Source organism: Streptomyces sp. NPDC001927 (genome assembly GCF_053594455.1).
On sequence record NZ_JBSFEN010000008.1, the window covers coordinates 247,384 to 272,245 of the forward strand.

Sequence of the window (24,862 nt, forward strand, 5' to 3'; positions counted from 1 at the left end):
GCGGGGTCAACGGCGCAGCGGGCCCTCGCAGGTGAAGTCGGAGGTGCCGGCCCTGCGGTCGGACCAGATGTCGACCGGCCCGAAGGAGCAGTTCATGTCGTTGAAGTTGTTGCCTCCGGTGAGGCTGCGGTCGAGGACGAAGTAGTCGACCGTCTCCGACATGTCCTTGAAGACCTGGTCCGGGTCGGAGGCCGCGTCGAGGTTGGCGGTGATCCGGCCGGTGCACACGAAGCGCGGCAGCGTCGGGTCGCCGCTCGCCGTGCAGGTCGGGGTGTTGCTCGTGGCGGCCGCGAACGCGGTGCGTATCTCGGCCGGGGTGGCGTGCCGGAGGCCTGCGGTGGGCTCGTGGCGGGTGTCGGGCACGAACAGGTCGTCGACGTCGGCGATCTGGCGGTCGAGGAAGGCGTCGTAGTCCCGCTGGGTGCCGGCGTCCTTGCCGATGCTGGTCCGCCAGGTGTCGTAGCCCTGGACGTCGCCCGCGCGGAGGTAGCCGTACATGGCGCGGAGCTGCGCGGGCCGTTCGGTCCACAGGTACTCGAAGAAGGTGCCGGCGTAGTTGTAGAACCGGAAGCCGTCGCCGTCGTAGGTGGCGTGCAGGATCTGGTCGACGGTCATGCGCGGGCCGCCGCCCGCGGTGTCCCGGATGATGCCCTGGACGAGGGACTTGCGGACGGCGACGCCGTTGTCGCGGGTGGCGCCGTCGAAGAACTCGGCCGTGCCCTCGTCCATGGCGGTGGTGCGGTCGTTCTCGTACCAGGGGCCCTCGCCGAAGAAGCCGGGGACGGCGTAGCGGCCGTTGAGGTAGTGGACGTACTCGTGGCGGAAGAGCTCTTCGAGGGTGAGGCTGGAGTCCTGCGGCACGCGGCGCTGGTACGTGTAGAAGGTCGCGCCGCGCTCGATGTAGATGCCGCCGTTCTCGGTGCCCATGCCGGTGAGGATCGGGTGGTACGTCTCGTAGTCCTGCCGGGAGGCGTAGAGCACCACGGTGAGGACGGTGTTGGGGTCGCCGGCGAGCGGCTGCTCGGTGCCGAGCACGCGGTGGAACTGGGACTTGACCTGCTTGCTCGCGTAGTAGAGCTGGTCGACGGTGGCCCGGTCGAGCCCGGTGCGGACCTTGATGGCGCCGTTGTCGTAGCTGTACGTGTACGGGAAGATCTTCGCCTCGATGTCGGCCTTGCAGACCTTGTACGGGGCGCAGGCCTCGTAGAAGTTGAGCCAGCCGACGAGGGAGGCCCACGGGGCGCTGCCGTAGCCGAAGTTGGTCTCGACGGGGCCGAGGAGTCCGCCGATGTCGGCGACGATCCGGGTCTTGAGGCTTTCGATCTGGCCGAAGCGTCCGTACTCGCCCAGGGCGTCGCGGACGACCCACGCGTTGGCGGTGTTCTTGAGGTGCGTGTAGGTGGAGAAGTCCTTGAACGCGGCGCGGTAGCCGGCGTTCTGCGCGGCGGCGGTACGGAAGGCGGTGTCCTGGTTGCCGGGGTAGACGCCGAGGTAGTTGACGGAGAGCGCGGCGAGGGCGGCGCCGCCCCAGGTCGGGTCGGTCGCGGTCTGCGGGTGTGCGGCGCCCATGCGGGCGAGGACCTGGGCGATCAGGCCGAGTTGGTGCTGTCGTAGGCCGGGGGCGCTGCCGGTGTAGAGGGCCTCGCGGAGCGTCTGGGCGTTCTCCGGGGTGACGTCGAAGGTGCGTGCGGCGTAGGCGTAGGCGGCGGTGGCCGCGCGCATGGTCTCGACGGTGGGGGCGTCGGTGATGTCGATCTCGGTCCGGCTGAAGTCGTGGTAGGCGACGGCGTGGAGGTAGGTGAACATCTCCAGGAGGTGGCTGGAGTTGGTGCCGTCGTGTCCTGCGGCGAGGCTCTTGATGCGCTGGGCGACGGCCTGGACGTGGGCGTCCGACATGATGGGGACGAGGCGAGCGTCCCAGGTCCAGATGAGGTCGCGCAGACAGCCGTCGGCCTGGACGGCGGGGTCGGCGAGGAAGTCGGCGAACTGGGTGGGGGTCAGCCCCTTGATGCCGTCGAGGGTGCAGGGGACGCCTGCGGCGGTGGTGGCGGCCCGAGTGGCGGCCGCCGTCCGTGCGGTGGTGCGCGGGGCGGTCTGCGGGCCGGGGACGCGGCCCTCGGTGACGCCCCGGGGTGCGGCGGCGGGCCCGGTCTTCATCGCGGGGGCCGTCGCGAGGCGCTCCACCTCGTCGTGCGGGTTCGGGGCGTACGTCACCGGTGCGGTCGGGCCGGTGGCGCGGGGCCCGAAGGTGCCGGGCTGCGCGGCGGGGGGCGTGGTGGGGGCCACGGCCTGGGCGGAGGCGGCGAGCGGTGCGGTGAGGCCGGCGGTGAGCACCACGGCGAGCAGGGTCGTGCGCACGGTTCTGTGCTGGGACACGAGGTCTCCTGTGAGGGGTGAACTTCGTTGGGGAGCAGGGCTGTTGGGATGGTTTGACATGGCCCTGCCCTTGGCATGCCGGGTAACATAGCAATGTGAAATTGCACTGAACAGCCTTGCGCCGCGCCAGTTTTCCGCACTCACACCGTCCGATACCTCGACATCGAAGCGGTTTCAGGCAACGAATCCCCGTTCAACCAGGGGCTGTTGGGTGTCTTGGCAAGCCGAGTGGCATGTGAAATATTACTGACGTGCCCACGAGACACCCTTCCACGGCTGCCGACGTCATCGTCGTCGGCGCCGGAATGATCGGCGCGGCCTGCGCGTACTACGCCGCACGCGCGGGCCTCTCCGTCACCGTCGTCGACCGCGGCCCCGTCGCGGGCGGCACGACGGGAGCGGGCGAGGGCAACCTGCTGGTCTCCGACAAGGAGCCCGGTCCCGAGCTCGACCTCGCCCTGCTCTCCCTCCGGCTGTGGCGCGAACTCGACCCCGCCCTGCGGACGGAGGCCGAGTTCGAGGCCAAGGGCGGCCTGGTGGTCGCCTCCGACCCGGCCGGTCTCGACGCGCTGCGCCGGTTCGCCACGGACCAGGGCGCGGCCGGTGTCGAGACGTACGAGATCCCCGGCGACCGGCTCCACGACCTGGAGCCGCACCTCGCCGACGGCCTCGCCGGGGCGTTCCACTACCCGCAGGACGCCCAGGTGCAACCGGCGCTCGCGGCGGCGCGGCTGCTGCGCGCATCGGGCGCCACGCTGCGCCTCGGTGAGGAGGTCATCAGCCTGCTCACCGGGGCCGACGGCACCGTGCGCGGGGTCCGTACGGCGACCGGGGCGGAGGTGCGCGCGCCATACGTCGTGAACGCCGCCGGGAGTTGGGGCGGCGAGCTGGCCCGGCTCGCGGGCGCCGACCTGCCGGTGCTGCCCAGGCGCGGCTTCGTCCTGGTGACCGAGCCGCTGCCGCGCCTCGTGCGCCACAAGGTGTACGCGGCGGACTACGTCGCCGACGTCGCGAGCGACTCGGCCGCGCTCCAGACCTCCCCCGTCGTCGAGGGAACGCCCGCCGGACCGGTCCTGATCGGCGCCAGCCGGGAGCGGGTCGGCTTCGACCGCACGCTGTCGCCACGGGCCGTGAGCCGGCTCGCGGCGGGCGCCGCACGGCTGTTCCCGGTCCTGGCCGGCGTACGGGTGATGCGGGCGTACGCGGGCTTCCGCCCCTACCTGCCCGACCACCTGCCGGCGATCGGCCCCGACCCGCGCGCCCCGGGGCTGCTGCACGCCTGCGGCCACGAGGGCGCGGGCATCGGACTCGCCCCGGCCACAGGGCTGTTGATCTCCCGGTTCCTGACGGGGGCGGCGCCCGACCTGGACGCGCGGCCCTTCCGCCCGGAGCGGTTCGCCGAGGAGACTCCGGGGGTACGCACGTGACCCGGATCGACCCGACGGACACGATCGACACGGCCGACCCGTCCGACCCCCTCGACACAGCAGACGGGACTGACCCGATCACGGCGATCCACGCGATCGGCCCGGCTGACCCGCCCGACGCGATCGGCCCTACCGACCCGACCTCCGTCCCCCTTCGGCTGGGAGTGAGCATGCTCCGTCGTTTCCGGCGCCGCGCCGACCGTGCGCGCGGTCCGCGCGAGCTCGTCGACGCGCGGCCGTCCGGTCCGCCCGTACCGTTCACGTTCGACGGGCGGCCGATGACCGCACTGCCGGGGCAGTCGCTCGCCGCCGCGCTGTGGGCGGCGGGGATCCTCAGCTGGCGCACCACCCGGGTCGGAGGCAAGCCGCGTGGGGTGTTCTGCGGGATCGGCCAGTGCTTCGACTGCCTGGTCACCGTCAACGGCCGCCCGGGCCGCCGCGCCTGTCTCGTCCCGGCCGCGCCCGGGGACGTCGTCACCACGCAGGAGGGACACGGCCGTGCCGACCTCGACACCCCGTAGCGACCCGCAGGCCCCCTACGACCTGGTGGTCGTCGGCGCCGGGCCCGCCGGGCTCGCGGGCGCCGTCACCGCCGCCGAGCGCGGGCTCTCCGTGGCGCTGCTCGACGGCGACGCCCGGCTCGGCGGCCAGTTCTACCGGCATCCCGCACCCGGTCTCGGGGCCGCGCGGCCGGAGGCGCTGCACCACGACTGGGCCGCGTTCGACGGACTGCGCCGGCGCTGGGAGGCGAGCGGGGGCGTCCATCTCCCCGAGCACCACGTGTGGACCGTGACGCCCGAGCGCGCCGAGGGCGTACGGGGCGCGGGGGCGGACGGCGCCTGCTGGGCGGTGCACGCCGTGACCGGGCCCGACGGGGACGGGGAGCGTCCCGCGCTCGTCCGGGGCCGGGCCGTCCTCCTGGCCACGGGGGCGGCCGAGCGCCATCTCCCCTTCCCCGGCTGGACCCTGCCCGGGGTGGTCGGGGCGGGCGGCGCGCAGGCGATGCTCAAGTCGGGGCTCGTCCTGCCCGGAGGAGGACACGAGCCGCGGGTCGTCGTCGCGGGCAGCGGACCCCTGCTGTTGGCCGTCGCCTCCTCGCTGGTCGCGGCCGGGGCGCGGGTTCCGGCGGTGGTGGAGGCCGCCGGGTTCCTCGACTACGCGCGCCGGCCCGGCGTCCTCGCGAAGGTCCCCGGCAAGTGGGCGGAGGCCGTGACGCACGGGGTGCCGCTTGCGGTGCACGGGGTGCGGCCGTACGCGCGGCACGCCGTGGTCCGGGCGCACGGCACGGAGCGGGTCGAGGCGGTGACCGTGGCCCGGCTCGACCGCGCGTGGCGGCCCGTCCCGGGCACGGAGCGGCGGATCGCCTGCGACGCCCTGGCCGTGGGCCACGGTCTTGTCCCCCGGATCGACCTGGGCACGTCGCTGGGCTGCTCGACGCGCACGACGGAGGACGGCGCGCCGGCCCTGGTCGTGGACGCGAGTCAGCGCACGTCGGTGCCCGGACTGTGGTCGGCGGGCGAGACGGCCGGCGTGGGCGGTGCCCGACTGGCCATGGTCGAGGGCGAGTTGGCGGGCGCGGCGGTCGCGGGACGGCTCCGGGGGTGCGCGGCGGAGGGCTCGCCCGCGCGGACCAGGTCCCTGCTGCGCACCCGGTCGCGACTGCGCGCCTTCGCCTCCCTGATGGCCGCCGCGCACGCGCCGGAGGACGGCTGGGTCGACTGGCTGGACGACGGTACGGAGGTGTGCCGGTGCGAGGAGGTCGACGCGGGGTGCGTCCGGGAGGCCGTCGAGGACCTGGGCGCCCGCGACGCCCGGACGGTGAAGCTACTGACGCGGGCGGGCATGGGCTGGTGCCAGGGCCGGGTCTGCGGCCCGGCGGTCGCCTGCCTGGCACGCGGCGGCGCGGCACCGACGAGCGGCGAACCGGGCCCGCTGCGCGGCTCCCCCGAACGGCGGCCGCTGGCCGTGCCGGTCACCCTGGGCGCGCTGGCAGCACTGGAGGAGGCCCTCGCCCTCGCGCCGGACGGTGACCGATCCCGTACGACCGATCCGGCATGAGAGTCCGGCCCGAGCCCCCACGGCCACCCGCCGGCAGCCACCCGGCACTCACCCCCTGACCATCCATCAGTGAAATGTCACATCTCACAACTACCGAAGGGGTCCCCGTGACCGTCACTCCCGCCCCCGCCGACTGGACCACCACCCGCCCCTGGCGCGGCATCATGGTCGCCACCGCGCTCCCCTTCCACCACGACGGCCGCTCCGTCGACCACGACGCCTACGCCGCCCATGTGCGGTGGCTGCTGGACAACGGCTGCGACGGCGTGGTGCCGAACGGTTCGCTGGGCGAGTACCAGACGCTGAGCGACGAGGAACGCGCCCAGGTCGTGCGTACCGCCGTCGAGGCGGCGGGCGACGGCGCCCGTGTCATGCCCGGGGTCGCGGCCTACGGGAGCGCGGAGTCGCGCCGCTGGACCGAGCAGGCGGCCGAGGCGGGCTGCGGATCGGTCCTGCTGCTCCCACCGAACACGTACCGCGCCGACGTCTCCACCGTCCGCGCGCACTACGCGGAGGTGGCCTCGGTCGGTGTGCCGGTCGTCGCGTACAACAACCCGCACGACACGAGAGTGGACCTCACCCCGGCCACGCTCGCGGGGCTGCACTCGGACGGGCACATCGTGGCGGTCAAGGAGTTCAGCGGTGATGTCCGCCGGGCGTACGAGATCGCCGAACTCACCCCGGACCTTGACCTGTTGATCGGCGCCGACGACGTCCTGCTCGAACTGGCTCTCGCGGGCGCGGTGGGCTGGGTGGCGGGCTACCCGAACGCCTTCCCGGCGTCCTGCGCCGAGCTGTACCGGGCGGCCGTCGCCGGAGATCTGGACCGGGCCCTGCCGCTGTACAAGGCGCTGCATCCGCTCCTGCGCTGGGACTCCAAGACGGAGTTCGTCCAGGCGATCAAGCTGTCCATGGACATCGTCGGCCGCCCCGGCGGCTCCTGCCGCGCGCCGCGCTCGCCTCTGACGGGTGCGGTGGAGGCCGAGGTCAGGGCCGCGACCGAGAAGGCCGTCGCCGACGGCCGGAACTGAGAGGAGCCGTCGTGCGCACCCGTCATGTCTTCCACGCCGTCGATTCGCACACCGAGGGCATGCCCACCCGCGTCGTCACGGGCGGCGTCGGGGTGATCCCGGGCTCCACGATGGCCGAACGCCGGCTGCACTTCATCGAGCACATGGACCATGTCCGGACGCTGCTCATGTACGAGCCCCGGGGGCACGCCGCGATGTCCGGGGCGATCCTGCAGCCGCCGACGCGCCCGGACGCCGACTTCGGGGTCCTGTTCATCGAGGTCTCCGGGCTGCTGCCGATGTGCGGCCACGGGACGATCGGGGTGGCGACCGTGCTTGTGGAGACCGGCATGGTGCCGGTCTCCGAGCCGGTGACCACCGTCCGGCTCGACACCCCCGCCGGTCTGGTGCGGGCGGAGGTCCGCGTCGAGGACGGGGTCGCGAAGGCGGTGAGCCTCACCAACGTCCCGGCCTACTGCGCCGCTCTCGACCGGGAGGTGAAGGTGCCGGGGTTCGGTGTCGTCCCGTACGACCTGGCCTTCGGCGGCAACTTCTACGCCTTCGTCGAACTGGACGCGCTGGGGCTTCCGTTCGACCGGGAGCGCAAGGACGACCTGCTCAAGGCGGGCCTGGCGATCATGGAGGCGATCAACTCCACGGACCGCCCCGCGCACCCCCTGCACCCGGAGATAGCCGGTGTGAAGCACGTCCATCTCACGGCCCCCGGCTCGGACGCCCGGCACTCCCGGCACGCGATGGCGATCCACCCCGGCTGGTTCGACCGCTCCCCCTGCGGCACGGGAACCTCGGCGCGCATGGCGCAATTGCACGCGCGGGGGCAGCTGCCGCTGCACCAGGACTTCGTCAACGAGTCGTTCATCGGTACCCGGTTCACCGGCCGGCTGATCGAGGAGACCGAGGTCGGCGACGTACCGGCCGTGGTTCCGGTGATCACCGGGCGGGCCTGGATCACCGGCACCGCGCAGTACTTCCTGGCCCCCGACGACCCGTTCCCGGGAGGGTTCCTGATGTGAAATTGTACGCTGGTGCGGCGCCACGCCCCGGCAGCCGGGCGGCGCGACAAGCGGAAGTCGGAGAGCGGCACATGGGCCATCTGAAGCAGAGCCAACTGATCACCACCCGGGAACGCCTGCGGGACCAGGTGGCCCACGCTCTGCGCGCCGCGCTGATCTCCGGCGAGCTCCAGCCCGGCGAGGTGTACTCGGCGCCGGGCCTGGCCGAGGACTTCGGCATCTCCGCGACGCCGGTACGCGAGGCCATGCTCGACCTCGCCCGCGAGGGCCTGGTCGAGCCGGTCCGCAACAAGGGCTTCCGGGTGACAGAGGTCAACGAGCGGGATCTCGACCAGTACACGGACATCCGGCTGCTGATCGAAGTGCCGACGGTCGGCCGGGTCACGCTGACGGCGGACCGCGAGGACCTGCGGGCGCTCCGCCCGATCGCCGAGGAGATCGTGGCGGCGGCCCGCGCCCACGACCTGATCGGCTACCTGGAGTCGGACCGCCGCTTCCACCTCACCCTGCTCGGCCTGTCCGGCAACGAACGCCTCGTCGAGACGGTCGGCGACCTGCGCAAGCGCTCACGGCTCTACGGCCTGACCGCCCTGGACGAGCGCGGTGAACTCCTCCCGTCCGCCGAGGAGCACCTGGAACTCCTCGACTTCATGCTGGCCGGCGACGCGATGGGCGCCGAGGCCTGCATGGTGCGCCATCTGAGCCACGTACGGTCCCTGTGGGCCCGCGACGGGACAGGCGCACGGCCGTCGGCCACGCCGGCACCGGCCGTCGGCAGGCCGCGCGCCGGAAGCTGACCGCCGGGCGGCCCGACGGCGGGAGTCCGGCGACCCCAGCGCCCGGCTGCCCGTCGGCTCACGTGGTGTACGAGATCTCCGACCACACCGTCTTGCCTTCGTCCTGCCACCGCACGCCCCAACGGTCCGACAGCTCGCCCGAGATGAAGAGGCCGCGTCCGCCCTCGTCGGCGGCTCGGGCGCGGCGGAGTTGCGGGGCGGCGGCTCCGTTGTCGGAGATCTCGCAGGTCACGGTGGAGTCCGCGGGGTTGCGGATGAGGCGGAGGCGGATCGGTGGGGTGCCGTGGCGGATCGCGTTGGTCACCAGCTCGCTGACGACGAGCTCCACGGAGAAGGCCGTCTCCTCCGTCAGTCCCCAGTCGTCCAGTTGGCGTAGCGCCCGGCGACGGGCCTCGGCCACGGAGGAGAGTTCGGGGCCGACGTCCCAGTCGGCGACGTCGGCCGGGTCGAGGGGCAGGGTACGGGCGACGAGGACAGCGGCCTGGTCGGCAGGCAGGGCGTCCAGTGCGGCGACGGTCAGGAGGCTGCGCACTCCGGTGAGGTGCGTGCGCAGGTCGGCCAGGGGCGGGGCGTCGGGTGTCGCGTGGCCCGAGAGGAGCACGAGGGTGCTGCCGGCCGGCAGAGGGATCTCCTCGGCGGCGAACGGCGGTCCCTCCTCGCCGAGCGCCGTGGTCTCCTCCAGGGGGTGGGTCCGCCAGGTTCCGTCCGGGTGGCCGACGAGGACGGTCTGGCGGCCGGCGCGGGCGATCGCGCAGGTCTCGGTGACCGGGTCGTGGACGGCGTACACGCACTGGGCGGTGAGGGGTTCCTCCGTACCGGCGGCGGAGCGTTCCTCGTCGAGGCGGCGGGTGACGTCGTCCAGTCGGGCGAGCAGATCGTGCGGGTCGAGGTCGAGCGCAGCCAACGCCTGGACTGCTGAACGGAGTTGGACCATCGCGGCGGTGGCGTCCGGGCCGAAGCCGGCGATGTGACCGACCGTCAGGGCGACACGGCTGCCGGAGAGCGGGATGACGTCGAACCAGGCGCCGGTGCCGAGTCCGGCGGGGAGGTAGCGGTGCGCGGTCTCCAGCGTGCTGCTGCCGGTACGGCCGGCTCGCAGCAGGTTGCCCTGGAGCGCGAGGGCCACGGCGTGGGAGTGCTCGTAGCGGCGGGCGTTGTCCACACAGACGGCCGTGTGCGAGACGAGGTCCGCCGCGAGCCGCAGGTCGTCGTCCTCGAAGGGGTCGGGCCGGTTCGGCCGCGAGAACCGGGCGACGCCGTGAAGGACGCCGCGCAGGACGATCGGGGCCACGAGGGTGGGCCCGCCGACGGCCTGCTCGTCGATGTACGGCACGGCCCGGCCCGAGTCCTCCGGGCAGACCTCGGCGCCCACCTCCGGTGCCTCGCCGGCGTCCGGGGGCCACACGGCCACGCAGCGCAGGGGTTCGTCGGGCGGCGGGGGCAGGTCGGCGTCCGGGCCGTGGAGCGGTGGGGCGGTGAGGGCGACCGTGGCGGTGTCGGCGAGGAGGGGCACCACGGCCCGGGCGAGCTCCCGGGCGCACCGCACGGGGTCCAGGAGGAGGCCCATCCGCTCGTGCGCGAGGTGCAGGACCGCGAGCCGGTCGCGGGCGCGTTCGCGGGCGGTGACGTCGACGGCGGAGGCGACGAGGCCGAGGGGGCGGCCCGCGTCGTCCTCCAGCCGGAAGATGGAGACGGAGAAGATGTGTTCGCGGGCGGGATCCGCGCGCGGATAGCCGGCGGCCCGCCGGTCGAAGACCGGGATGCCCGTGGCCAGGACCTGGTGCAGGGTTCCTTCGACCGGCTGCGGAGTGAAGCGTTCGTAGACCTCGAGGAAGGGCCGGCCGAGGATCTCCCGCTCGGGGACCCCGCGCATGCCGACGGCCGCCGAGTTGACCCGGAGCACCCGCAGGTCGGCGTCGACCACGTGCAGGCCGACCGGGGACTGGGTGAAGACGGCTTCCAGGACGCCGGAGCGGATGCCCCCGGGGAGCGGTCCCGCGGGCCACAGGCCCCAGCGCCCGGCCTTCACCTTGCCCCCGTCGTACACCGGCCCGACCGTCACGCCCTCGGACAGCGCCTCCGCGTCGATCAGGGTGAGCAGGTCGGTCACGGGGCGGCCCACGATCTGGGAGCGGTCCACGCCGAGCAGCCGCTCGGCCGCCCGGCTCCACTCCACGACGAGACCGCGCTCGTCGAGGACGGCGACGGCTCCCCGCCCCTCGCGGGCGTCCGGGCCTGCCGGGCCGTTCGAGGCGTCCGGGGGATCCTCACGCTCTGCCATCGTGCCTCGCACTCGGCTTCGGCGGACATCTGCCGTCGTCCAGGGAGCCTAGTTCCTGGCGGGCGGCGGGGCATCCGGGAGGATCGCCCCGCCCGGCGCTCAGCACACTCGCCGTAAACGTCTGATAATGGACACTATGGCCCGTAAGGAATCTGCCCCGCACGCTCCCCCGACCGTCACCGTCAAGGGTCGGGACATGCGGCTGCGCACGATCGGTTTCCTGGTCCTCGCCGCGCTGGCGATCTGGTTCATCGCCGCGAACACGGGGTCCGTGACGATCAGGCTGTGGATCCCCACGGTCACCCTGCCGCTCTGGAGCGTCCTCACGGTCACCCTGCTCGTCGGGATGGCCCTCGGCATGTACCTCGCCCGTCGGCGCGCCCGGCGCTGACCGGCACCCGGATGGGCGACAGGGAGCCCCGGCTGGAGCCGGGCGAAGCGCTCGCGGCGACCCGCGTCGGCTGTTTCGCCTGGGATCCGGCCACCGGGCGGCTGACCCTGGACCCCGTGGCCCGGACGGTCTTCGGGCTGCTCCCGGCCGAATTCACCGGTCTCTCGAGCGATCTGCGCCCCAAGATCCGGGCGGAGGACTGGGAGCTGCTGTCGGGGCTCTCGGCGGATCTCCTGTCCGGCCGCCGGAACGCGTACAGCGCCTATTTCCGGGTGCACCTCCACGACGGGCGCAGCCGCTGGACGCACGCCCGGGGCACCCTGGTGCGCGAGCGCCCCGGCGGGGCGGCGCGGGTGGTCGGGGTGGTCCGGGACGCCACGCTCGACCTGGCGCACACCGCGCTGCGGCTGCCGGCCGAGGAGGAGCAGGATCCGCTGCGCGCCCTGGGCGAGGGGGCGCTCGCGCTGGCCCGTGCGATGAGCGTCGACGAGGTCGCCGAGGTGCTCGGGAGCGAGACGAGCCTGCGCCCGCTCGGGGCGAAGGCGATCTCCCTGGGCGTGCTGGAACAGGGACGGCTGCAGATGGTCCGTACCGTGGTCTCCCCGGGCTCCAGCGACTTCCCCGCGAAGTCCCGGCTCGCGGACTCGCTGCCCCTGAACGACGTCGTCCGCACGCACAGCCCGCTCTTCTTCACCTCCGTCCACTCCTTCCTGGACCGCTACCCGGCTCTCGCGCGCTACCGGGTCGGCTTCAGCGCCACGGCCGCCGCGTTCCTGCCCCTGATGGACGAGGGGCAGCCGATCGGCGCGCTGGGCGTGTTCTACGACGACCGGTCGGTCTTCTCGTTCGCGGACCACACCCTCATGACCGGCTGGGCGAAGGCGGTCGCCCGGGCGGTGCACCGGGTGGTGCCGCTCGACCGGTCGCGGGAGATCGCCGCCGCCCTGCAGAACGCGATGCTGCCGCGCCGGATCCCCCGGACGCCCGGGGGCCTGGTCGCGGTGCGCTACCGGACGGCCCGGAAGGGGGTACGGGTCGGGGGTGACTGGTACGACGCGGTGACGCTGCCCGACGGCGGGCTCGGGCTCGCGATCGGTGATGTACAGGGGCACGACACCGAGGCGGCGGCGCTCATGGGGCAGTTGCGGGTGGCGATGGCGGCGTACGCGGCGGAGGGCCACGGCTGCGACACCGTCCTGGGCAAGGCGTCGGCGTTCCTGGCCCAGCTCGACTCCGACCGGTTCGCGACCTGCCAGTACCTGCGGGTGGCCCTCGACACGGGAGAGGTCCAGGTGGCGAACGCGGGCCATCCGCCGCCGCTGCTGCGCCACGCCGACGGTACGGTCGACGTCGTCCGGCTCGCGGGCGGGCCGCCGCTCGGCCTGCCCGCCGAGTGGGGCAGGACCGCGTACCCGTACACGACGGCCCGCCTCGCGCCGGGCGAGACGCTGCTGCTCTACTCCGACGGGCTCGTCGAGAAGCCGGGCGAGGACTTCGATGTCGGTCTGTCGCGGCTTGCCGCCGCCTTCTCGGGCGGGCCGCCCGATCTGGAGGAGCTGGCCGACCATCTCCTCGACACCCTCACCGGCGGACCGCACGCGGAGGACGACGCGGCGCTGCTGATGGTGCGCAGGGACGGTGCGGGGACGACCGCCCTCCAGCCCTTGGGCCGTAGGGACTGATATCCCGTATTGGTTCATGTCCGAACCAATCATGTCCCAACTACCTGCCGCCCTTCGGAAGTTCATCCAAGACTTACCGCACGGATGTATACCTTTAAGCTCGGCTCCCTCATCCTGTCCACCGTGTGCCAGTGGGGCATGCGGTGACACGAGAGGCGGGGCATTGACTCCCATCAGCCGCAGGGGATTCGTCGGCATCGGGGCAGGGCTCGCGGCGGGCGCGGCGCTGCCCACGGGCACGGCGTCGGCCGCCGCAGCGGGCGCGACCGGGACCATCACGGACGTCAAGCACGTCGTGGTGCTCATGCAGGAGAACCGCAGCTTCGACCACTACTTCGGCCGGCTGCGCGGCGTGCGCGGCTTCGGCGACCGGGCCGCGGGCAACATCCCGGGCGGCTGGGGCATGTTCAACCAGCCCAACTGGGGCGGCCGCCAGTACCCGTGGAAGCTGAGCTCCACCCCGCCGGCGGGCGGCGTGGACGGGGAGACCCTCGCCCAGTGCAACGGCGACCTTCCGCACAGCTGGACCTCGCAGCACGCGGCGTGGAACAAGGGCCGGATGGACAACTGGGTCACGGGCGTCGGCAACACCCGCACCCTCGGCTACCTCGACCGTAGCGACATACCGTTCCACTACGCGCTCGCCGACAACTACACGATCTGCGACGCCTACTTCTGCTCGGCGCTCAGCGCCACGGGGCCCAACCGCACCTTCCTCTGGAGCGGCAAGATCGACGCCTCCAGCAAGGACGGCGGCGACGAGTCCGGGCTGACCTGGGAGTCGTACGCGGAGGCGCTCCAGCGCGCCGGAGTGAGCTGGAAGGTCTACCAGAACGCCCAGGACAACTACGGCGACAACGGCCTGGCCTACTTCAAGAAGTTCACCGACGCCCGTCCCGGCGACCCGCTGTACGACCGCGGCATGGGGTCGGTGCCGAAGGTCACCGGTTCCACCCCGGACGACATCGCCGCGGCGATCCGCGCCGACGTGGTCGCCGGGACGCTTCCGCAGGTCTCCTGGGTGGTGGCGAACGAGGCGTTCTCCGAGCACCCGTACGCCCCGCCCGGCGACGGCGCGCACTTCGTCGACCTGGTCTACCGCGCGCTCGCCGCGAACCCCGAGGTCTTCGACTCGACCGTGCTGTTCCTCAACTACGACGAGAACGACGGCTTCTTCGACCACGTGCCGCCGCCGGTCGCCCCGCCCGGCACCCCCGGCGAGTACATCGACGGCGTGCCGATCGGCCTGGGCTTCCGGGTCCCGATGCTCGTCATGTCGCCCTGGACGCGCGGCGGCTGGGTCAGCTCCGAGGTCTTCGACCACACCTCCGTGCTGCGCTTCATGGAGACCTGGACGGCCGCCCTCGGCACCCCGGCATCGTGCCCGAACATCAGCGCCTGGCGGCGGAAGGTCACCGGCGACCTGACGGGCGTCTTCGACTTCGCGCGCCCGGTGTACGGCGTCCCCTCGGGCCTGCCCTCCACGGCCAAGGTCATCGGCCAGGACACCTGCGGCCCGCTGCCCAACCCGGTGCCGCAGGACAACGCCCTGCCGGCGCAGGAGTCCGGTACGCGTCCGGCGCGCGCCCTGCCGTACCAGGTCAACGGGAACCTCGACCGGTTCGAGTTCGGGGCGGCGGGCAAGATCCTCGCATGGTTCTCCATGACGAACCAGGGCGCCCAGGCGAAGCGGCCCGCGCACTTCACGATCCACCCGCACCAGCACCGGGACACGGCGGCCTGGCAGTACACGGTCGACCCGGGCGCGACGTCCACGGACTACTTCAACATCGGGCTCGGGTCGGGTTCGGGCAAGTACGACATCTCGATGATGGGGCCCAACCGCTTCCTGCGGCGGTTCATCGGCGACGCCTCCAAGGCGGGGAAGGCGATCGAGGTGGCGGCGCGGTTCGCGACCGAGCCGGGCACCGGGAAGACGGCGATCTACTTCAAGCTGACGAACACCTCGGCCGGTCCGGTGACCTTCACCATCCGCTCGAACGCCTACCGCACCGACGGCCCGTGGACGTACACGGTGGCGGCGAACTCCTCGCGCGAGGACTACTTCAACGCCGTGGCGTACAGCAACGGCTGGTACGACTTCACGATCCTGGCCGACATCGACGGCACCTGGTCGCGCCGCTACACCGGCCACATCGAGACGGGCGCTCCGAGCATCAGCGGCTGACCCACACATCCACAGTTCCGACCAAATGGGGCACAAGGGATTTCACATCCCCTTGTGCCCCATTTCTCAACTCGGTCGAATTTCCCCGCATGTCCGTTATGGCATGGCGCGTGAGCCGAATCACCTCAGGTTTTCGACGATCTTTGGAACCGCCCCGTCCCCTTGTCCGGCAAGGAAGTTCGGGGCGCCGGGCGGGTCGCGGAAGTCCTCGAAGAAATACCCGCGCATTCGGCGCCTTGTTTCGTCCGACATTTCTCGCTTACGGTCACCTCGACCCGGACGGAACGCCGAATCCTGCCACCGTCCGAATTAGACCGCTCATTCACCCGATGGCAGGAGCGGGGGACCCACTTTTCGCCGGTCCGGTTTTTCCGGCACGGCTCGGGGTGAAGTCGCGCACGCGCGGCCGGGCATCTCCAGCCCGAACCCGACAGCTCACCCCGCAGGCGCCGGAGAGGACTGCATCATGCCCGCACACGGTAAGCACCGGCGCCCCAAGAGAAGGCCCCTGACCCGCGGCCTCGCCCTCGCGAGCACGGGCGGCGCCGCCCTGGCCCTGCCCCTGGTCGGCACGGCCACCGCGCACGCCGCGCCCCAGTCGGCCCCCGAGATCGCCCTCACGGGGAAGACCGTTCTCAGCGCCCCGGCGAAGATCGCGGAATCCATTCCGGCCGCGCAGAATTCCGCGGCCAAGACCTATACCGTCACCCGCGGCGATTCCCTTTCGGTGATCGCCCACGAGCAGAGTGTGCAGGGCGGCTGGAAGGCCCTGTACCGCGCGAATCGCGCGGCCGTGGGTGACAACCCGTCACTCATCCACCCCGGCCTGGAACTGAAGCTGCACGGAAAGGCCGCCGCCGCTCCGAAGAAGCCGAAGTCGCAGGCCCGTACGACGAGTACGGACCGGGCCGACCGCTCCCAGCAGCGCGCCGCCGCCCCGGCCGCCGCCCCGTCGAAGGCGGCTCCCGCGAAGTCGACCCAGGCGACGCAGGCGGCCGCGAAGACCTACACCAACGACCTCGACGGCTGGATCCGCGAGTCGCTGGACATCATGCAGAAGTACGGCATCCCCGGTTCGTACGACGGGATCCAGCGCAACATCATGCGTGAGTCCTCCGGCAACCCGCTGGCGATCAACAACTGGGACTCCAACGCCGCCAAGGGCACCCCGTCCAAGGGCCTGCTCCAGGTGATCGAGCCGACGTTCCTCGCCTACCACGTGCCCGGCACCTCGATGGACCTCTACGACCCGGTCGCCAACATCACCGCCGCCTGCAACTACGCGGCGGACCGGTACGGCTCCATCGACAACGTCAACGGGCCCTACTGACAGGCCGGTTGAGCACGGGCTGCCTTGATTACGGGCGGCCTTGAGCACTGGCGGCGACCGCTCTAGAAGTGGTCGCCGAACCAGTTCGCGGCGAGTTCGCCGACCTGTTCCAGGGTGCCGGGTTCCTCGAAGAGGTGGCCGGCACCCGGGACGACGACCAGGTCGTTCTCGCACGTCAGGCGGGAGCGGGCCTCCTCGTTGAGGTCCTGGACCAGCCGGTCGTGGCCGCCCACGATCAGCAGGGTGGGGGCGCGGACCTGGGCGAGTCGTGGGCCCGCGAGGTCCGGGCGGCCGCCCCGGGAGACCACGGCGGACACCTCGGACAGCGGGTCGGCGGCGGACCAGAGGGCGGCCGCCGCGCCGGTGCTGGCGCCGAAGTAGCCGGTCCGCAGCCCGTCGAGGCCGGGGCGGCCGGCCAGCCAGTGGGTGGCCCTCGACAGCCGGCCGGCGAGGAGCTCGGTGTCGAAGACGTTGGCGCGGTCGGCGGCCTCCTCCTCGGTGAGCAGGTCGAAGAGGAGCGTGCCGAGCCCGGCCCGGTTCAGGCTCTCGGCGACGGCTCGGTTGCGGGGGCTGTGCCGGCTGCTGCCGCTGCCGTGGGCGAACACGACGATCCCCGGAGCGCCGTCGGGCACCACGAGGTGGCCCCCGACCTCCGCGTCCCCGGCCGGGATGAGCACCTCCGGGTCCCCGTCGTCCTGGTCACGGCCTGCGTGGTGGCGTTCCAGACAGGCGACGACCTCCTCGTCCGGGGTCTGGGAGAAGTCCTGGTAGAACTGGCCGATCGCGTAGAAGAAGGCCGGCTCGTGGACGCAGACGGTCTCGTCGGCCTCCCGGCCGATCCGCTCCCGCCAGTCGGCCGGCGCGACCGGCACGGCGAGGACGATCCGCGCGGCCCCCTGGGCCCGCACGACCCGGCAGGCGGCGACCGCCGTGGCGCCCGTCGCCAGGCCGTCGTCGACGACCACGACGGTCCGGCCGTCGAGCCGAGCCGCGGGCCGGGCGCCCCGGTAGCGCCGGGAGCGCTGCCCGAGCACGACCCGCTCGCGCGCCTCCACACCGGCGAGGTCCCCGGCGGAGACGCGGCTGTCGGCGAGGACGTGGTCGTTGAGGACCCGTACGTCTCCCTCGCCGATGGCGCCCATGGCCAGCTCCGGCTGGAAGGGCACCCCGAGCTTGCGGACGAGGCAGACGTCCAGTGGGGCCCCGAGGGCGTCGGCGACCTGTTCGGCGACCGGCACCCCGCCGCGCGGAAGCCCCAGGACCACGACGTCGCGGCCCTTGAGGTGCTCCAGGCGTGCGGCGAGCTGCCGTCCGGCGTCGGTGCGATCGGTGAAGTACATGACCCGCTCGTCTCCCTGGTCCTGAAGCCGGCGCGCGGGCGGGTGCGGGCCGCCGCCCGTCAGGCGGGGCGTGCGACGAGGGTTCCGTCCTCGTCGAGGTCGACCCGCGCGCCGTGGGGCCGGCTGGTCCGGCCCAGTACGTCGTGGAGCCAGCGCGCGTCGCGGCCGGGAGCGTGCTCCAGCCGCATGCGCCGGGCCCGAAGGGGGATGATCCGTACCTCCTGGAGTCGGCCGTCGTCGGGCCGCACCGAGACGAGGTACAGCAGCCGCAGGTCGTCGCGGTACTGCTCGTAGCCGGTGATGCCCTCGTAGTCGTTGATCAGGTCGCCGCAGCCGTGCAGCACGAGCTTGCCCCGGTGGACCTCCAGCGGCCGGGGGTGGTGCGAGGAGTGGCCGTGCACCACGTCGGCACCGGCGTCGATCAGCGCGTGCCCGTAGGCGACGTCGGTGCCGGAGAGCGCGTACCCCCAGTTGGAGCCCCAGTGGAGGGATACCAGGACGAGGTCGCCGGGGCGCTTGGCCTCCCGGATCCGGGCGAGGAGCCGGGCTGCGGCGGTGCCGGTGGGCCCGGCGGCGTAGTGGACCCCGCTGTGGGCCGCGGTGGCCGCCCAGTCGCGCGGGATGCCGCTGGAGGCCATGCCCAGGGCGTACGCGACGAGCCGGCCGCCGCCGGGCAGGTCGACGATCGCGGGCCGGGCGGCCGCCTCGGCGTCCTCGCCCGCGCCCACCGTGCGCACACCGTGCTTCGCCAGGGTGTCGAGGGTGTCGGCGAGGCCGCCGCGACCGTGGTCGAGGACGTGGTTGTTGGCCAGGACGCAGACGTCGGGGCGGACGGCGGTCAGACAGGGCACGTTCTCGGGGTGCATCCGGTAGTGGACGGCCTTGCCGGGGGCGTACTCGTCGCTCGTGGTGACGGCCGTCTCCAGATTCGTGACGCGCACGTCGGGCGCGGCCACGTCGAGGGCGTCGAGCGCGACGCCCCAGGGGTAGGTGAAGTCCGCGCGGTGCGGGATCGGGCCGTTCACGGCCTCGGCGAGCGCCACATAGGACCGTGCGTCGTGCACGTACCGCTCGCGCAGCGCCGGGTCGCCGGGGTGGGGAAGGATCTGGTCGACCCCGCGGCCGAGCATCACGTCGCCGCAGAGGAACAGTCCGACCCGGTCACCGTCCATGAACCCAGGGTAGACGCGGCGCGCCCGGCGGGCCTGAACGGATCATGTCTTGGGCGTCGGGGACACCGGCAGGTTGTACACGTTGTCCGGGCTGACGATCTGGGTGATCGCCTGGCCGAAGAGCGTGCTGGGCTCCACGCCGTCGTGCAGGATGTCGGTGTTCAGCATGACGATCATGGTGGCGCGGGCCTCCGGCAGGTACACCACCAGCGACTCGTAACCGGGCAGCGAGCCGTTGTGGCCGATCCAGCCGTCGACGTTGAAGATGCCGAGGCCGTACCCCGCCCCGGGGATGCCCGTCGGCCGCGTCTCGAGGCGTTGCGCCTGGGTCTCGGGGTTGAGCAGGGTTCCGGTGGCGAGGACGCGCGCCCATTTGTGCAGATCGTCGAGCTGGGAGATCAGCGCACCGGCCGCCCAGCCCCAGGACGGGTTCCAGTCGGTGGAGTCCTCGACCTTCCCGGACGCCGTCTGGTTGGTGTAGCCGTGGGCGTGCGGGCGGGGGAACTCGGTGCCGACCGGCAGGAGCGTGTGCCGCAGTCCGGCCGGTTCCATGACGTTCTGCTGAAGGTATTCGTCGAGCGGGAGTCCGCCTTCCTGCTCCACCACGAGCCCGAGCAGGATCAGGTTGGTGTTGCAGTACTCGAACTGGGCCCCCGGCTGGAAGTTCACCGGGTGCTTGAAGGAGTAGTCGAGCAACTCCTGTGGGGTGAAGGGACGTTCCGGGTCGGACGTCAGGGCCTTGTAGAAGCCTTCGTCCGCCGAGTAGTTGAACAACCCGCTGCGCATTCCGGCGAGTTGACGGAGGGTGATCTCGTCGCCGTTGGGGACGCCGTCGACGTACTTGTCGATCGTGTCGTCCAGGCCGACCCTGCCCTGGTCGACCAGTTCCAGCAGGGCGGTCACGGTGAAGGTCTTGGTGACGCTGCCGACCCTCAGGTAGAGGTCCGGGTTCATGGGCGCCCCGGTGGTCCTGTCGGCGATCCCGAAGGAGCGGACGTAGGTCCCCTTGCCGGGGGCGGACAGCGAGACCATCACCCCGGGTACGTCGGCCTCGCGCATGACCTGCTGGATCGCGGTGTCCAGGCGGGCCGCCACCTCGGGGGTGAGCTCGGCGAAGTCGCCGTTCGTGGCGGAGGGGGCGAGTGCGTTCGGGGCCAGTGCGTTCGGGGCGAGTTCCGCGGCGCTGTACGCGGCCACGGGGGCTTCCACGGAGAAGGCCGCGCCCGTCGAGACGGGAACGGCCAGCATGCCGGTCGCGGCGAGAACCACACCGACCCGACGCCACCTCGCCTGCGACGGCGAGCGCTGTTGCGCAGGCGAGCGCTGTTGCGGGTACCTCACGGCAGGCCTCCTGCCAGACGAGGACGACTCCCCTCCCTCAGGCTAGGCCGGTGCGGCGGGCGGTGCACGGCGAGCCGTTCGGCCCGCCGCGCACCGCCCCACCACGGCTCAGAAGTTGCCGTAGTTGACCTGCCAGGTCGGCAGGCCCATGTGGCGCCAGAGCGCGACGACCCGGTCGCGGTCGTCCAGCGAGACCCGTACCGCGTAGCGGTGCCGGATGTGCGCGTCGAACAGCTCGGCCTTGACGATGTCGTCGCCCCGGCCGTCGTCCGACGCCCGCATCCACAGCTCGTCGTAGGGCACTTCGTGGCGCGCGAGCCACGCCTCGGTGAGGGCGCGGTGGTCCTCGCTGCGCCCGGACAGCAGCACGATCGTGTCGTTGTCCGCGTTACGGAAGGCGCGCAGCGCGCGGGCCACGGAGACGTTCAGCAGGTCGAGGTCGCAGCGCGTGAAGTCGTACGGGCCCCGGTCGCCGCGCAGCGCGAGCGTGCCGTCGATGTCGCACAGGACCGCCGACGGGAGCGCGGGGTCGGGTACGTACGGCGCGGCCGACGGCCGTGCGTCCAGCCACTCGGCCGTCAGCCGCCAGCCGCCGCGGGTCGCCTTGGCGTGCTTGTCGGCGAGGATGCGGATGATCTCCTCGCCGACCGACCGCTCGCGCGCCGCGTCACGCCGTACGCACTCCTCGACCGGTACGTCGGTGAAGTCGTGCACCACGAAACGGGCGTCGAGGCCGACGACGGCCGCCTTCAGCCGCTTGGGGATGTGCGGCGTGAGGTGCGTGTTGTCGACGACGACGTCGAACCCGCCCTCGACGGCCGAGCGGACGGCCGCGTCCTGGATGTCGAGGACGGTCCGCTCGTGCGCGTGCGAACGGCCGCGCTCGGGGGCCGGGACGTCCAGCATGGTGCGCAGGTCGTCGAGGTTGACGCGGCGCATCCGGCCCTCGGCCTCCGCCTGCAGCCGCCGGGCGGCCGTGGTCTTCCCCGAGGCGGGGAGCCCCGTCATGACGTGTACTTCGGGCACGGCTCAGATCTCCAGGTCGGTGGTGTACGGGTCGGTCGCCTCGGGCCTGACGGCCCGCCAGACGAACAGGTCGGTCGGCCGCCCGTCGAGGCGCAGGAACATGGCCGACCGTACCTGCGGATCGACCGGCAGGGTCTTGACGGCCCGGGCGAACGCGCCCCGGTCCCCGGCGAGGTGGGCGATGCCCGCGTACGCCTCGTCGATGGCGCGTTCCCGCTCCACCGCCTCGTCCTCCAGACGGGCGACGACCCCGCGCACCCAGGCGTCGAACTCGTCGGGCACCTGCTCCAGGAGGGCGTCCAGCGGCCGGCCTCCGGCGGAGGTGACACCGCCGAGTTCGGCGACCGAGAGCCCCAGGCCCTGCGCGAGGCGCTTCACGGCGGTGCCGGCGAAGCGCTGGATGCCGTGACTGCGCCAGATGTCCCGCTCGGTGACGCCGGTCAGCACCTTGTGGAGGCGTACGTACTCGCTCAGCTTCGCCTTGGCGCGCACACCGGAGGCGTACCGCAGCACGAAGCCCTCGGCGTCGGTGCCGGTGGCGGGGCGGCCGCCGGGCAGGGTGTTCGACTCGGTGAGGGCGAGCAGTTCGTCGAGCGGCATCGCGGGCCAGGTCCGTACGACGGAGCCGACCTCCGTCCAGTCGGCGGCGGCCTCGGCGAGCGGGATCTCGGTGCCGTCCGGCCCGAAGGCGGCGAGCAGGACGAGGTCCCGACGGTCGCCGTAGTCGACGACGATACGATTCTGCGGGTACAGGATCTCGGCGAGGTACGTGACGCCGGGCGTCAGGGCCCCGGTGTCCCGGCCGTCGAGCCGGCGCTGCGCCCAGGTCGCCTGCGCGCTGATGAAGGACCCCTTGGACGCGACCTGCCAGCGGTCCGCGTAGTGGAAGATCACGGCGAGGCTGCCGTCGACCTTGTCGTAGACCTCGAACGGCTCGTCGGGCAGCGCGGGCGCGTAGGGCTGACCGGCCTCGTGCTCACCGATGTTGAAGAACTTGGGCAGCGGCAGCGCGACGATCTCGCCCGTCGCGTCGTCGGCGACGAGCCCGCGGCAGCGCGTGGTCACCTGGTTCCAGATCCGCTCGTACTGGCACGCCCGCGTGTACGTGTAGATGGACAGCGGCAGTTCGGGGTGTGCCTTGCGGGTGACGTGCCCCGCGTCGATGGCGTCGGCCAGCTCGCGCGCGGGCAGCAGCTCCTGGAGAGTCAGGTGTGCCTGGCTCATCATTCCTCCTGGTCAGTGGTGGCTCATTGTCACCTGCGCGGGCGGCGCGCCGACACTGCTTTATCGCTGGGACCGTCCGCAGAGCGGCGGGGGCGGTGCCGTGCGCGGGGGTCGTCCGATCGGTTGACCCCGGCGTCCACCGGTCGGTCCTTCACGGCGAACCACAGAGCCGACGGGGAGGGGGCCGCGGGCGCCCGACGATGGTGGGGAGAGCGGACCGACTGCCTCCGCCGCCCACCGTGCAGGCGCCCACCGTGAAGGGACGACGTCCGTGCCGCTGACCGTCGCCAGAAGGAGAACCGCCATGGATGCGAACGACCGGCTGCTGCTCGCGGCCGCCCACCGGGGCGACACCGCTGGTGTCCGGGCGGCGCTCGACGCCGGCGCGCACGTCGACTGCCGGGACACCGAGCTGCGCACGCCGTTGCTGCTCGCCGCCCGGGCGGACCGGGTGGAGGCCGCGGCGCTCCTGGTCGCGGCGGGCGCCGACCCGGACGCGCGGGACAGCCGGGCGGACACCCCGTGGCTGGTCACCGGGGTGACGGGCAGTGTGGCGATGATGCGGGTGCTGCTCCCGGCGGGCCCCGACCTGACACTGACCAACCGCTTCGGCGGCACCTCGCTGATCCCAGCGGCCGAGCGCGGCCATGTCGCCTACGTGCGGGCCGTGCTGCGCGAGACGGACATGGACGTCGACCACGTCAACCGGCTCGGCTGGACCGCCCTGTTGGAGGCGGTGATCCTCGGCAACGGCGGCCTGCCGCACGAGGAGATCGTCGAGCTGCTGATCACAGCGGGGGCGGATCCGCTGCTCGCTGACCACGACGGGACCACCCCGCTCGACCACGCGCGACGGCGCGGCTTCGCCGGCATCGCCGGCCTCCTCGCCGCCGCGACGGCCCGTACCGGACGGGAGACGTCCCGATGAGGCGTACACCGCACACGACCGCACGGCGCAGGGCACGCGGACGGGTGCTCGCATCGGTGGCCGCCCTCGGCGTCGTCCTCGTCGGCTGCGCGGCGGACGCGGACGCGAATGCCGGCGCGACGCCCGGCGGCACCCCGGCACCGACCTCCGCCGGCACCGCTCGGCCCACCGCATCGGCCCCGACGCCGACGCCGGACGGCACGCTCCTCGTCGCCGACTTCGGCTCCGACACCGTCACCTTCGTGGACCCGCGGCGCGGCGCGGTCGGGTCCGTCCAGGTGGGCACGGCTCCGTACGGCCTGGCGGTCGGCGCCGACGGGCGCGCCTGGGTGGCCACCGCCGAGGGCGTCGCGGTGGTCGACACCCGGACCCGCACGCGGCTCGCCCTCGTCCCGTACGAGACGGAGACCGGTCCCGTCGAGACCGGCGAGTACCGGGGCGGCGGCATGGGCATCGCGCTCTCCCCCGACGGCCGCCGGGTGTACGTCGGGGTCAACGTGCCGGGCGGGAACGGGACCCTGGAGGTGATCGACACGGCGAGCCGTGAGGTCACCGCGACCGTGCCCGTCGGACGGCGTCCGTTCGACGTCGACGTGGCGCGGGACGGCTCCGAGGTGTACGCGACGGACCACGACTCCTTCGACGTGACCGTCGTCCGCGCGGACACGCTCGCCCCGCGTCGTATCGAGGTCGCTCCGTACGGCACGGAAGGCGGGCTCGGTTCGTGGCTGAAGCCGCACTACGCGGTGGTACGGCCCTCGGACGGCCGGTTGTTGCTCCCCTTCGAGGGCGAGCGGCTCGTGGTGGTCGACCCGAGGACCGGACGCTCGGAGATCGAGCCGATGACCGCCGACACCCATCAGCACGGAGCCACGATCACGCCCGACGGCAGGCTGTTCGTCGTCGGTACGGGACCGATCGACCCGGACGAGGACGAGGGCCCCTCACTCACGGTCCGGGCGCCCGACGGCACCGAGCGGGTGTACCCGCTGGACGGCCCGCACGAGGACGTCGCCGTGTCCGAGGACGGCCGCACCGCGTACGTCACCGGCGGCTTCACGCGCGACGGCTACTGGGACGGCATCACGGTCATCGACCTGCCGAGCGGCGAGACCAAGCGCCTCGCGGCGGGTGAACGCCCGCTGGGCATCGCGGTCCTATAGGCGAGCGGGGCCTTGCCTGGCCTTCGGCCCCGTGTCCCATGCGGCCAGTGTGTCCCGTGTGTCCCGTGGTACATCACCTTGCACCAGCCCTCAT

19 protein-coding genes and 1 riboswitch are annotated in these 24,862 nt (G+C 72.7%); of the genes, 12 read left to right on the plus strand and 7 right to left on the minus strand.

From position 1 onward, the window contains the following. Nucleotides 1-6: 6 nt before the first annotated feature. Nucleotides 7-2,376 carry a collagenase gene (locus ACWCO8_RS23165; RefSeq protein ID WP_451033830.1) on the minus strand — a complete coding sequence of 790 codons (2,370 nt, stop codon included), beginning with the start codon at nucleotides 2,374-2,376 and terminating at the stop codon, nucleotides 7-9. Nucleotides 2,377-2,627: 251 nt separating this feature from the next. Between ACWCO8_RS23165 and ACWCO8_RS23170 the strand changes: the two genes are divergently transcribed. The 6 genes from ACWCO8_RS23170 to ACWCO8_RS23195 all read left to right on the plus strand — a co-directional run bounded on the left by ACWCO8_RS23170 (nucleotide 2,628) and on the right by ACWCO8_RS23195 (nucleotide 8,702). Next, complete coding sequence (locus ACWCO8_RS23170) at nucleotides 2,628-3,803, plus strand: NAD(P)/FAD-dependent oxidoreductase (protein ID WP_451033831.1); 1,176 nt, start codon at nucleotides 2,628-2,630, stop codon at nucleotides 3,801-3,803. Nucleotides 3,804-3,973: 170 nt separating this feature from the next. Then, complete coding sequence (locus tag ACWCO8_RS23175) at nucleotides 3,974-4,324, plus strand: (2Fe-2S)-binding protein (RefSeq protein WP_451033972.1); 351 nt, start codon at nucleotides 3,974-3,976, stop codon at nucleotides 4,322-4,324. Then, nucleotides 4,302-5,861 carry an FAD/NAD(P)-dependent oxidoreductase gene (locus tag ACWCO8_RS23180; protein WP_451033832.1) on the plus strand — a complete coding sequence of 520 codons (1,560 nt, stop codon included), beginning with the start codon at nucleotides 4,302-4,304 and terminating at the stop codon, nucleotides 5,859-5,861. Before ACWCO8_RS23175 ends, ACWCO8_RS23180 begins: the two co-directional genes overlap by 23 nt. 164 nt (nucleotides 5,862-6,025) lie before the next feature. Beyond that, nucleotides 6,026-6,892, plus strand: coding sequence for a dihydrodipicolinate synthase family protein (locus tag ACWCO8_RS23185; RefSeq protein WP_451033973.1), 867 nt, complete (start codon nucleotides 6,026-6,028; stop codon nucleotides 6,890-6,892). An 11-nt stretch (nucleotides 6,893-6,903) separates the two neighbouring features. After that, nucleotides 6,904-7,905 carry a proline racemase family protein gene (locus ACWCO8_RS23190; protein ID WP_451033833.1) on the plus strand — a complete coding sequence of 334 codons (1,002 nt, stop codon included), beginning with the start codon at nucleotides 6,904-6,906 and terminating at the stop codon, nucleotides 7,903-7,905. A gap of 71 nt (nucleotides 7,906-7,976) precedes the next feature. Continuing rightward, entirely contained in the window at nucleotides 7,977-8,702 is a 726-nt protein-coding gene (locus tag ACWCO8_RS23195; protein WP_451033834.1) for a GntR family transcriptional regulator, read from the plus strand. A 58-nt stretch (nucleotides 8,703-8,760) separates the two neighbouring features. On the opposite strand, the gene ACWCO8_RS23200 is transcribed toward ACWCO8_RS23195, so the two are convergent. Next, nucleotides 8,761-10,983, minus strand: coding sequence for a PAS domain-containing protein (locus ACWCO8_RS23200; RefSeq protein ID WP_451033835.1), 2,223 nt, complete (start codon nucleotides 10,981-10,983; stop codon nucleotides 8,761-8,763). A gap of 136 nt (nucleotides 10,984-11,119) precedes the next feature. Here ACWCO8_RS23200 and ACWCO8_RS23205 point away from each other — a divergent pair, with 136 nt between their 5' ends. The 4 genes from ACWCO8_RS23205 (at nucleotide 11,120) to ACWCO8_RS23220 (ending at nucleotide 16,574) form a co-directional block, all read left to right on the plus strand. Then, on the plus strand, nucleotides 11,120-11,374 hold the full coding sequence (locus tag ACWCO8_RS23205) for a LapA family protein (protein WP_362014319.1): 255 nt from the start codon (nucleotides 11,120-11,122) through the stop codon (nucleotides 11,372-11,374). An 11-nt stretch (nucleotides 11,375-11,385) separates the two neighbouring features. Further along, nucleotides 11,386-13,056, plus strand: a complete 1,671-nt coding sequence (locus tag ACWCO8_RS23210; protein ID WP_451033836.1) for a SpoIIE family protein phosphatase — start codon at nucleotides 11,386-11,388, stop codon at nucleotides 13,054-13,056. Between the two features lie 163 nt (nucleotides 13,057-13,219). Further along, nucleotides 13,220-15,244: a phosphocholine-specific phospholipase C gene (locus ACWCO8_RS23215; protein WP_451033837.1), complete on the plus strand. Its 2,025-nt coding sequence runs from the start codon at nucleotides 13,220-13,222 to the stop codon at nucleotides 15,242-15,244. A 305-nt stretch (nucleotides 15,245-15,549) separates the two neighbouring features. After that, nucleotides 15,550-15,708, plus strand: a riboswitch (cyclic di-AMP (ydaO/yuaA leader). 2 nt (nucleotides 15,709-15,710) lie between these two features. Continuing rightward, a complete protein-coding gene (locus ACWCO8_RS23220) occupies nucleotides 15,711-16,574 on the plus strand; it encodes a transglycosylase SLT domain-containing protein (RefSeq protein WP_451033838.1) in 864 nt (287 codons plus the stop codon). A gap of 62 nt (nucleotides 16,575-16,636) precedes the next feature. On the opposite strand, the gene ACWCO8_RS23225 is transcribed toward ACWCO8_RS23220, so the two are convergent. The 5 genes from ACWCO8_RS23225 to ACWCO8_RS23245 all read right to left on the minus strand — a co-directional run bounded on the left by ACWCO8_RS23225 (nucleotide 16,637) and on the right by ACWCO8_RS23245 (nucleotide 22,677). Further along, nucleotides 16,637-17,914, minus strand: a complete 1,278-nt coding sequence (locus tag ACWCO8_RS23225) for a phosphoribosyltransferase family protein (RefSeq protein ID WP_451033839.1) — start codon at nucleotides 17,912-17,914, stop codon at nucleotides 16,637-16,639. 59 nt (nucleotides 17,915-17,973) lie between these two features. Next, nucleotides 17,974-19,086: a CapA family protein gene (locus tag ACWCO8_RS23230; protein WP_451033840.1), complete on the minus strand. Its 1,113-nt coding sequence runs from the start codon at nucleotides 19,084-19,086 to the stop codon at nucleotides 17,974-17,976. A 42-nt stretch (nucleotides 19,087-19,128) separates the two neighbouring features. Continuing rightward, nucleotides 19,129-20,334, minus strand: coding sequence for a serine hydrolase domain-containing protein (locus ACWCO8_RS23235; RefSeq protein ID WP_451033974.1), 1,206 nt, complete (start codon nucleotides 20,332-20,334; stop codon nucleotides 19,129-19,131). A gap of 201 nt (nucleotides 20,335-20,535) precedes the next feature. Next, nucleotides 20,536-21,453, minus strand: a complete 918-nt coding sequence (locus tag ACWCO8_RS23240) for a phosphatase domain-containing protein (protein WP_451033841.1) — start codon at nucleotides 21,451-21,453, stop codon at nucleotides 20,536-20,538. Between the two features lie 3 nt (nucleotides 21,454-21,456). Further along, on the minus strand, nucleotides 21,457-22,677 hold the full coding sequence (locus ACWCO8_RS23245) for an RNA ligase (protein ID WP_451033842.1): 1,221 nt from the start codon (nucleotides 22,675-22,677) through the stop codon (nucleotides 21,457-21,459). A gap of 304 nt (nucleotides 22,678-22,981) precedes the next feature. Between ACWCO8_RS23245 and ACWCO8_RS23250 the strand changes: the two genes are divergently transcribed. Both ACWCO8_RS23250 and ACWCO8_RS23255 read left to right on the plus strand, forming a co-directional pair. Further along, nucleotides 22,982-23,605: an ankyrin repeat domain-containing protein gene (locus ACWCO8_RS23250; protein ID WP_451033843.1), complete on the plus strand. Its 624-nt coding sequence runs from the start codon at nucleotides 22,982-22,984 to the stop codon at nucleotides 23,603-23,605. After that, nucleotides 23,602-24,768, plus strand: a complete 1,167-nt coding sequence (locus tag ACWCO8_RS23255) for a hypothetical protein (protein WP_451033844.1) — start codon at nucleotides 23,602-23,604, stop codon at nucleotides 24,766-24,768. The genes ACWCO8_RS23250 and ACWCO8_RS23255 overlap by 4 nt, the downstream gene beginning before the upstream one ends. The last annotated feature ends 94 nt before the right edge of the window (nucleotides 24,769-24,862 follow it).

Coding starts and splice junctions, on each gene's coding strand:
- ACWCO8_RS23175 (WP_451033972.1), top strand. CDS start 3,974: ATGCTCCGTCGTTTCCGGCGCCGCGCCGACCGTGCGCGCGGTCCGCGC.
- ACWCO8_RS23185 (WP_451033973.1), top strand. CDS start 6,026: ATGGTCGCCACCGCGCTCCCCTTCCACCACGACGGCCGCTCCGTCGAC.
- ACWCO8_RS23195 (WP_451033834.1), top strand. CDS start 7,977: ATGGGCCATCTGAAGCAGAGCCAACTGATCACCACCCGGGAACGCCTG.
- ACWCO8_RS23200 (WP_451033835.1), bottom strand. CDS start 10,983: ATGGCAGAGCGTGAGGATCCCCCGGACGCCTCGAACGGCCCGGCAGGC.
- ACWCO8_RS23205 (WP_362014319.1), top strand. CDS start 11,120: ATGGCCCGTAAGGAATCTGCCCCGCACGCTCCCCCGACCGTCACCGTC.
- ACWCO8_RS23210 (WP_451033836.1), top strand. CDS start 11,386: ATGGGCGACAGGGAGCCCCGGCTGGAGCCGGGCGAAGCGCTCGCGGCG.
- ACWCO8_RS23220 (WP_451033838.1), top strand. CDS start 15,711: ATGCCCGCACACGGTAAGCACCGGCGCCCCAAGAGAAGGCCCCTGACC.
- ACWCO8_RS23225 (WP_451033839.1), bottom strand. CDS start 17,914: ATGTACTTCACCGATCGCACCGACGCCGGACGGCAGCTCGCCGCACGC.
- ACWCO8_RS23230 (WP_451033840.1), bottom strand. CDS start 19,086: ATGGACGGTGACCGGGTCGGACTGTTCCTCTGCGGCGACGTGATGCTC.
- ACWCO8_RS23235 (WP_451033974.1), bottom strand. CDS start 20,334: ATGCTGGCCGTTCCCGTCTCGACGGGCGCGGCCTTCTCCGTGGAAGCC.
- ACWCO8_RS23245 (WP_451033842.1), bottom strand. CDS start 22,677: ATGAGCCAGGCACACCTGACTCTCCAGGAGCTGCTGCCCGCGCGCGAG.
- ACWCO8_RS23250 (WP_451033843.1), top strand. CDS start 22,982: ATGGATGCGAACGACCGGCTGCTGCTCGCGGCCGCCCACCGGGGCGAC.
- ACWCO8_RS23255 (WP_451033844.1), top strand. CDS start 23,602: ATGAGGCGTACACCGCACACGACCGCACGGCGCAGGGCACGCGGACGG.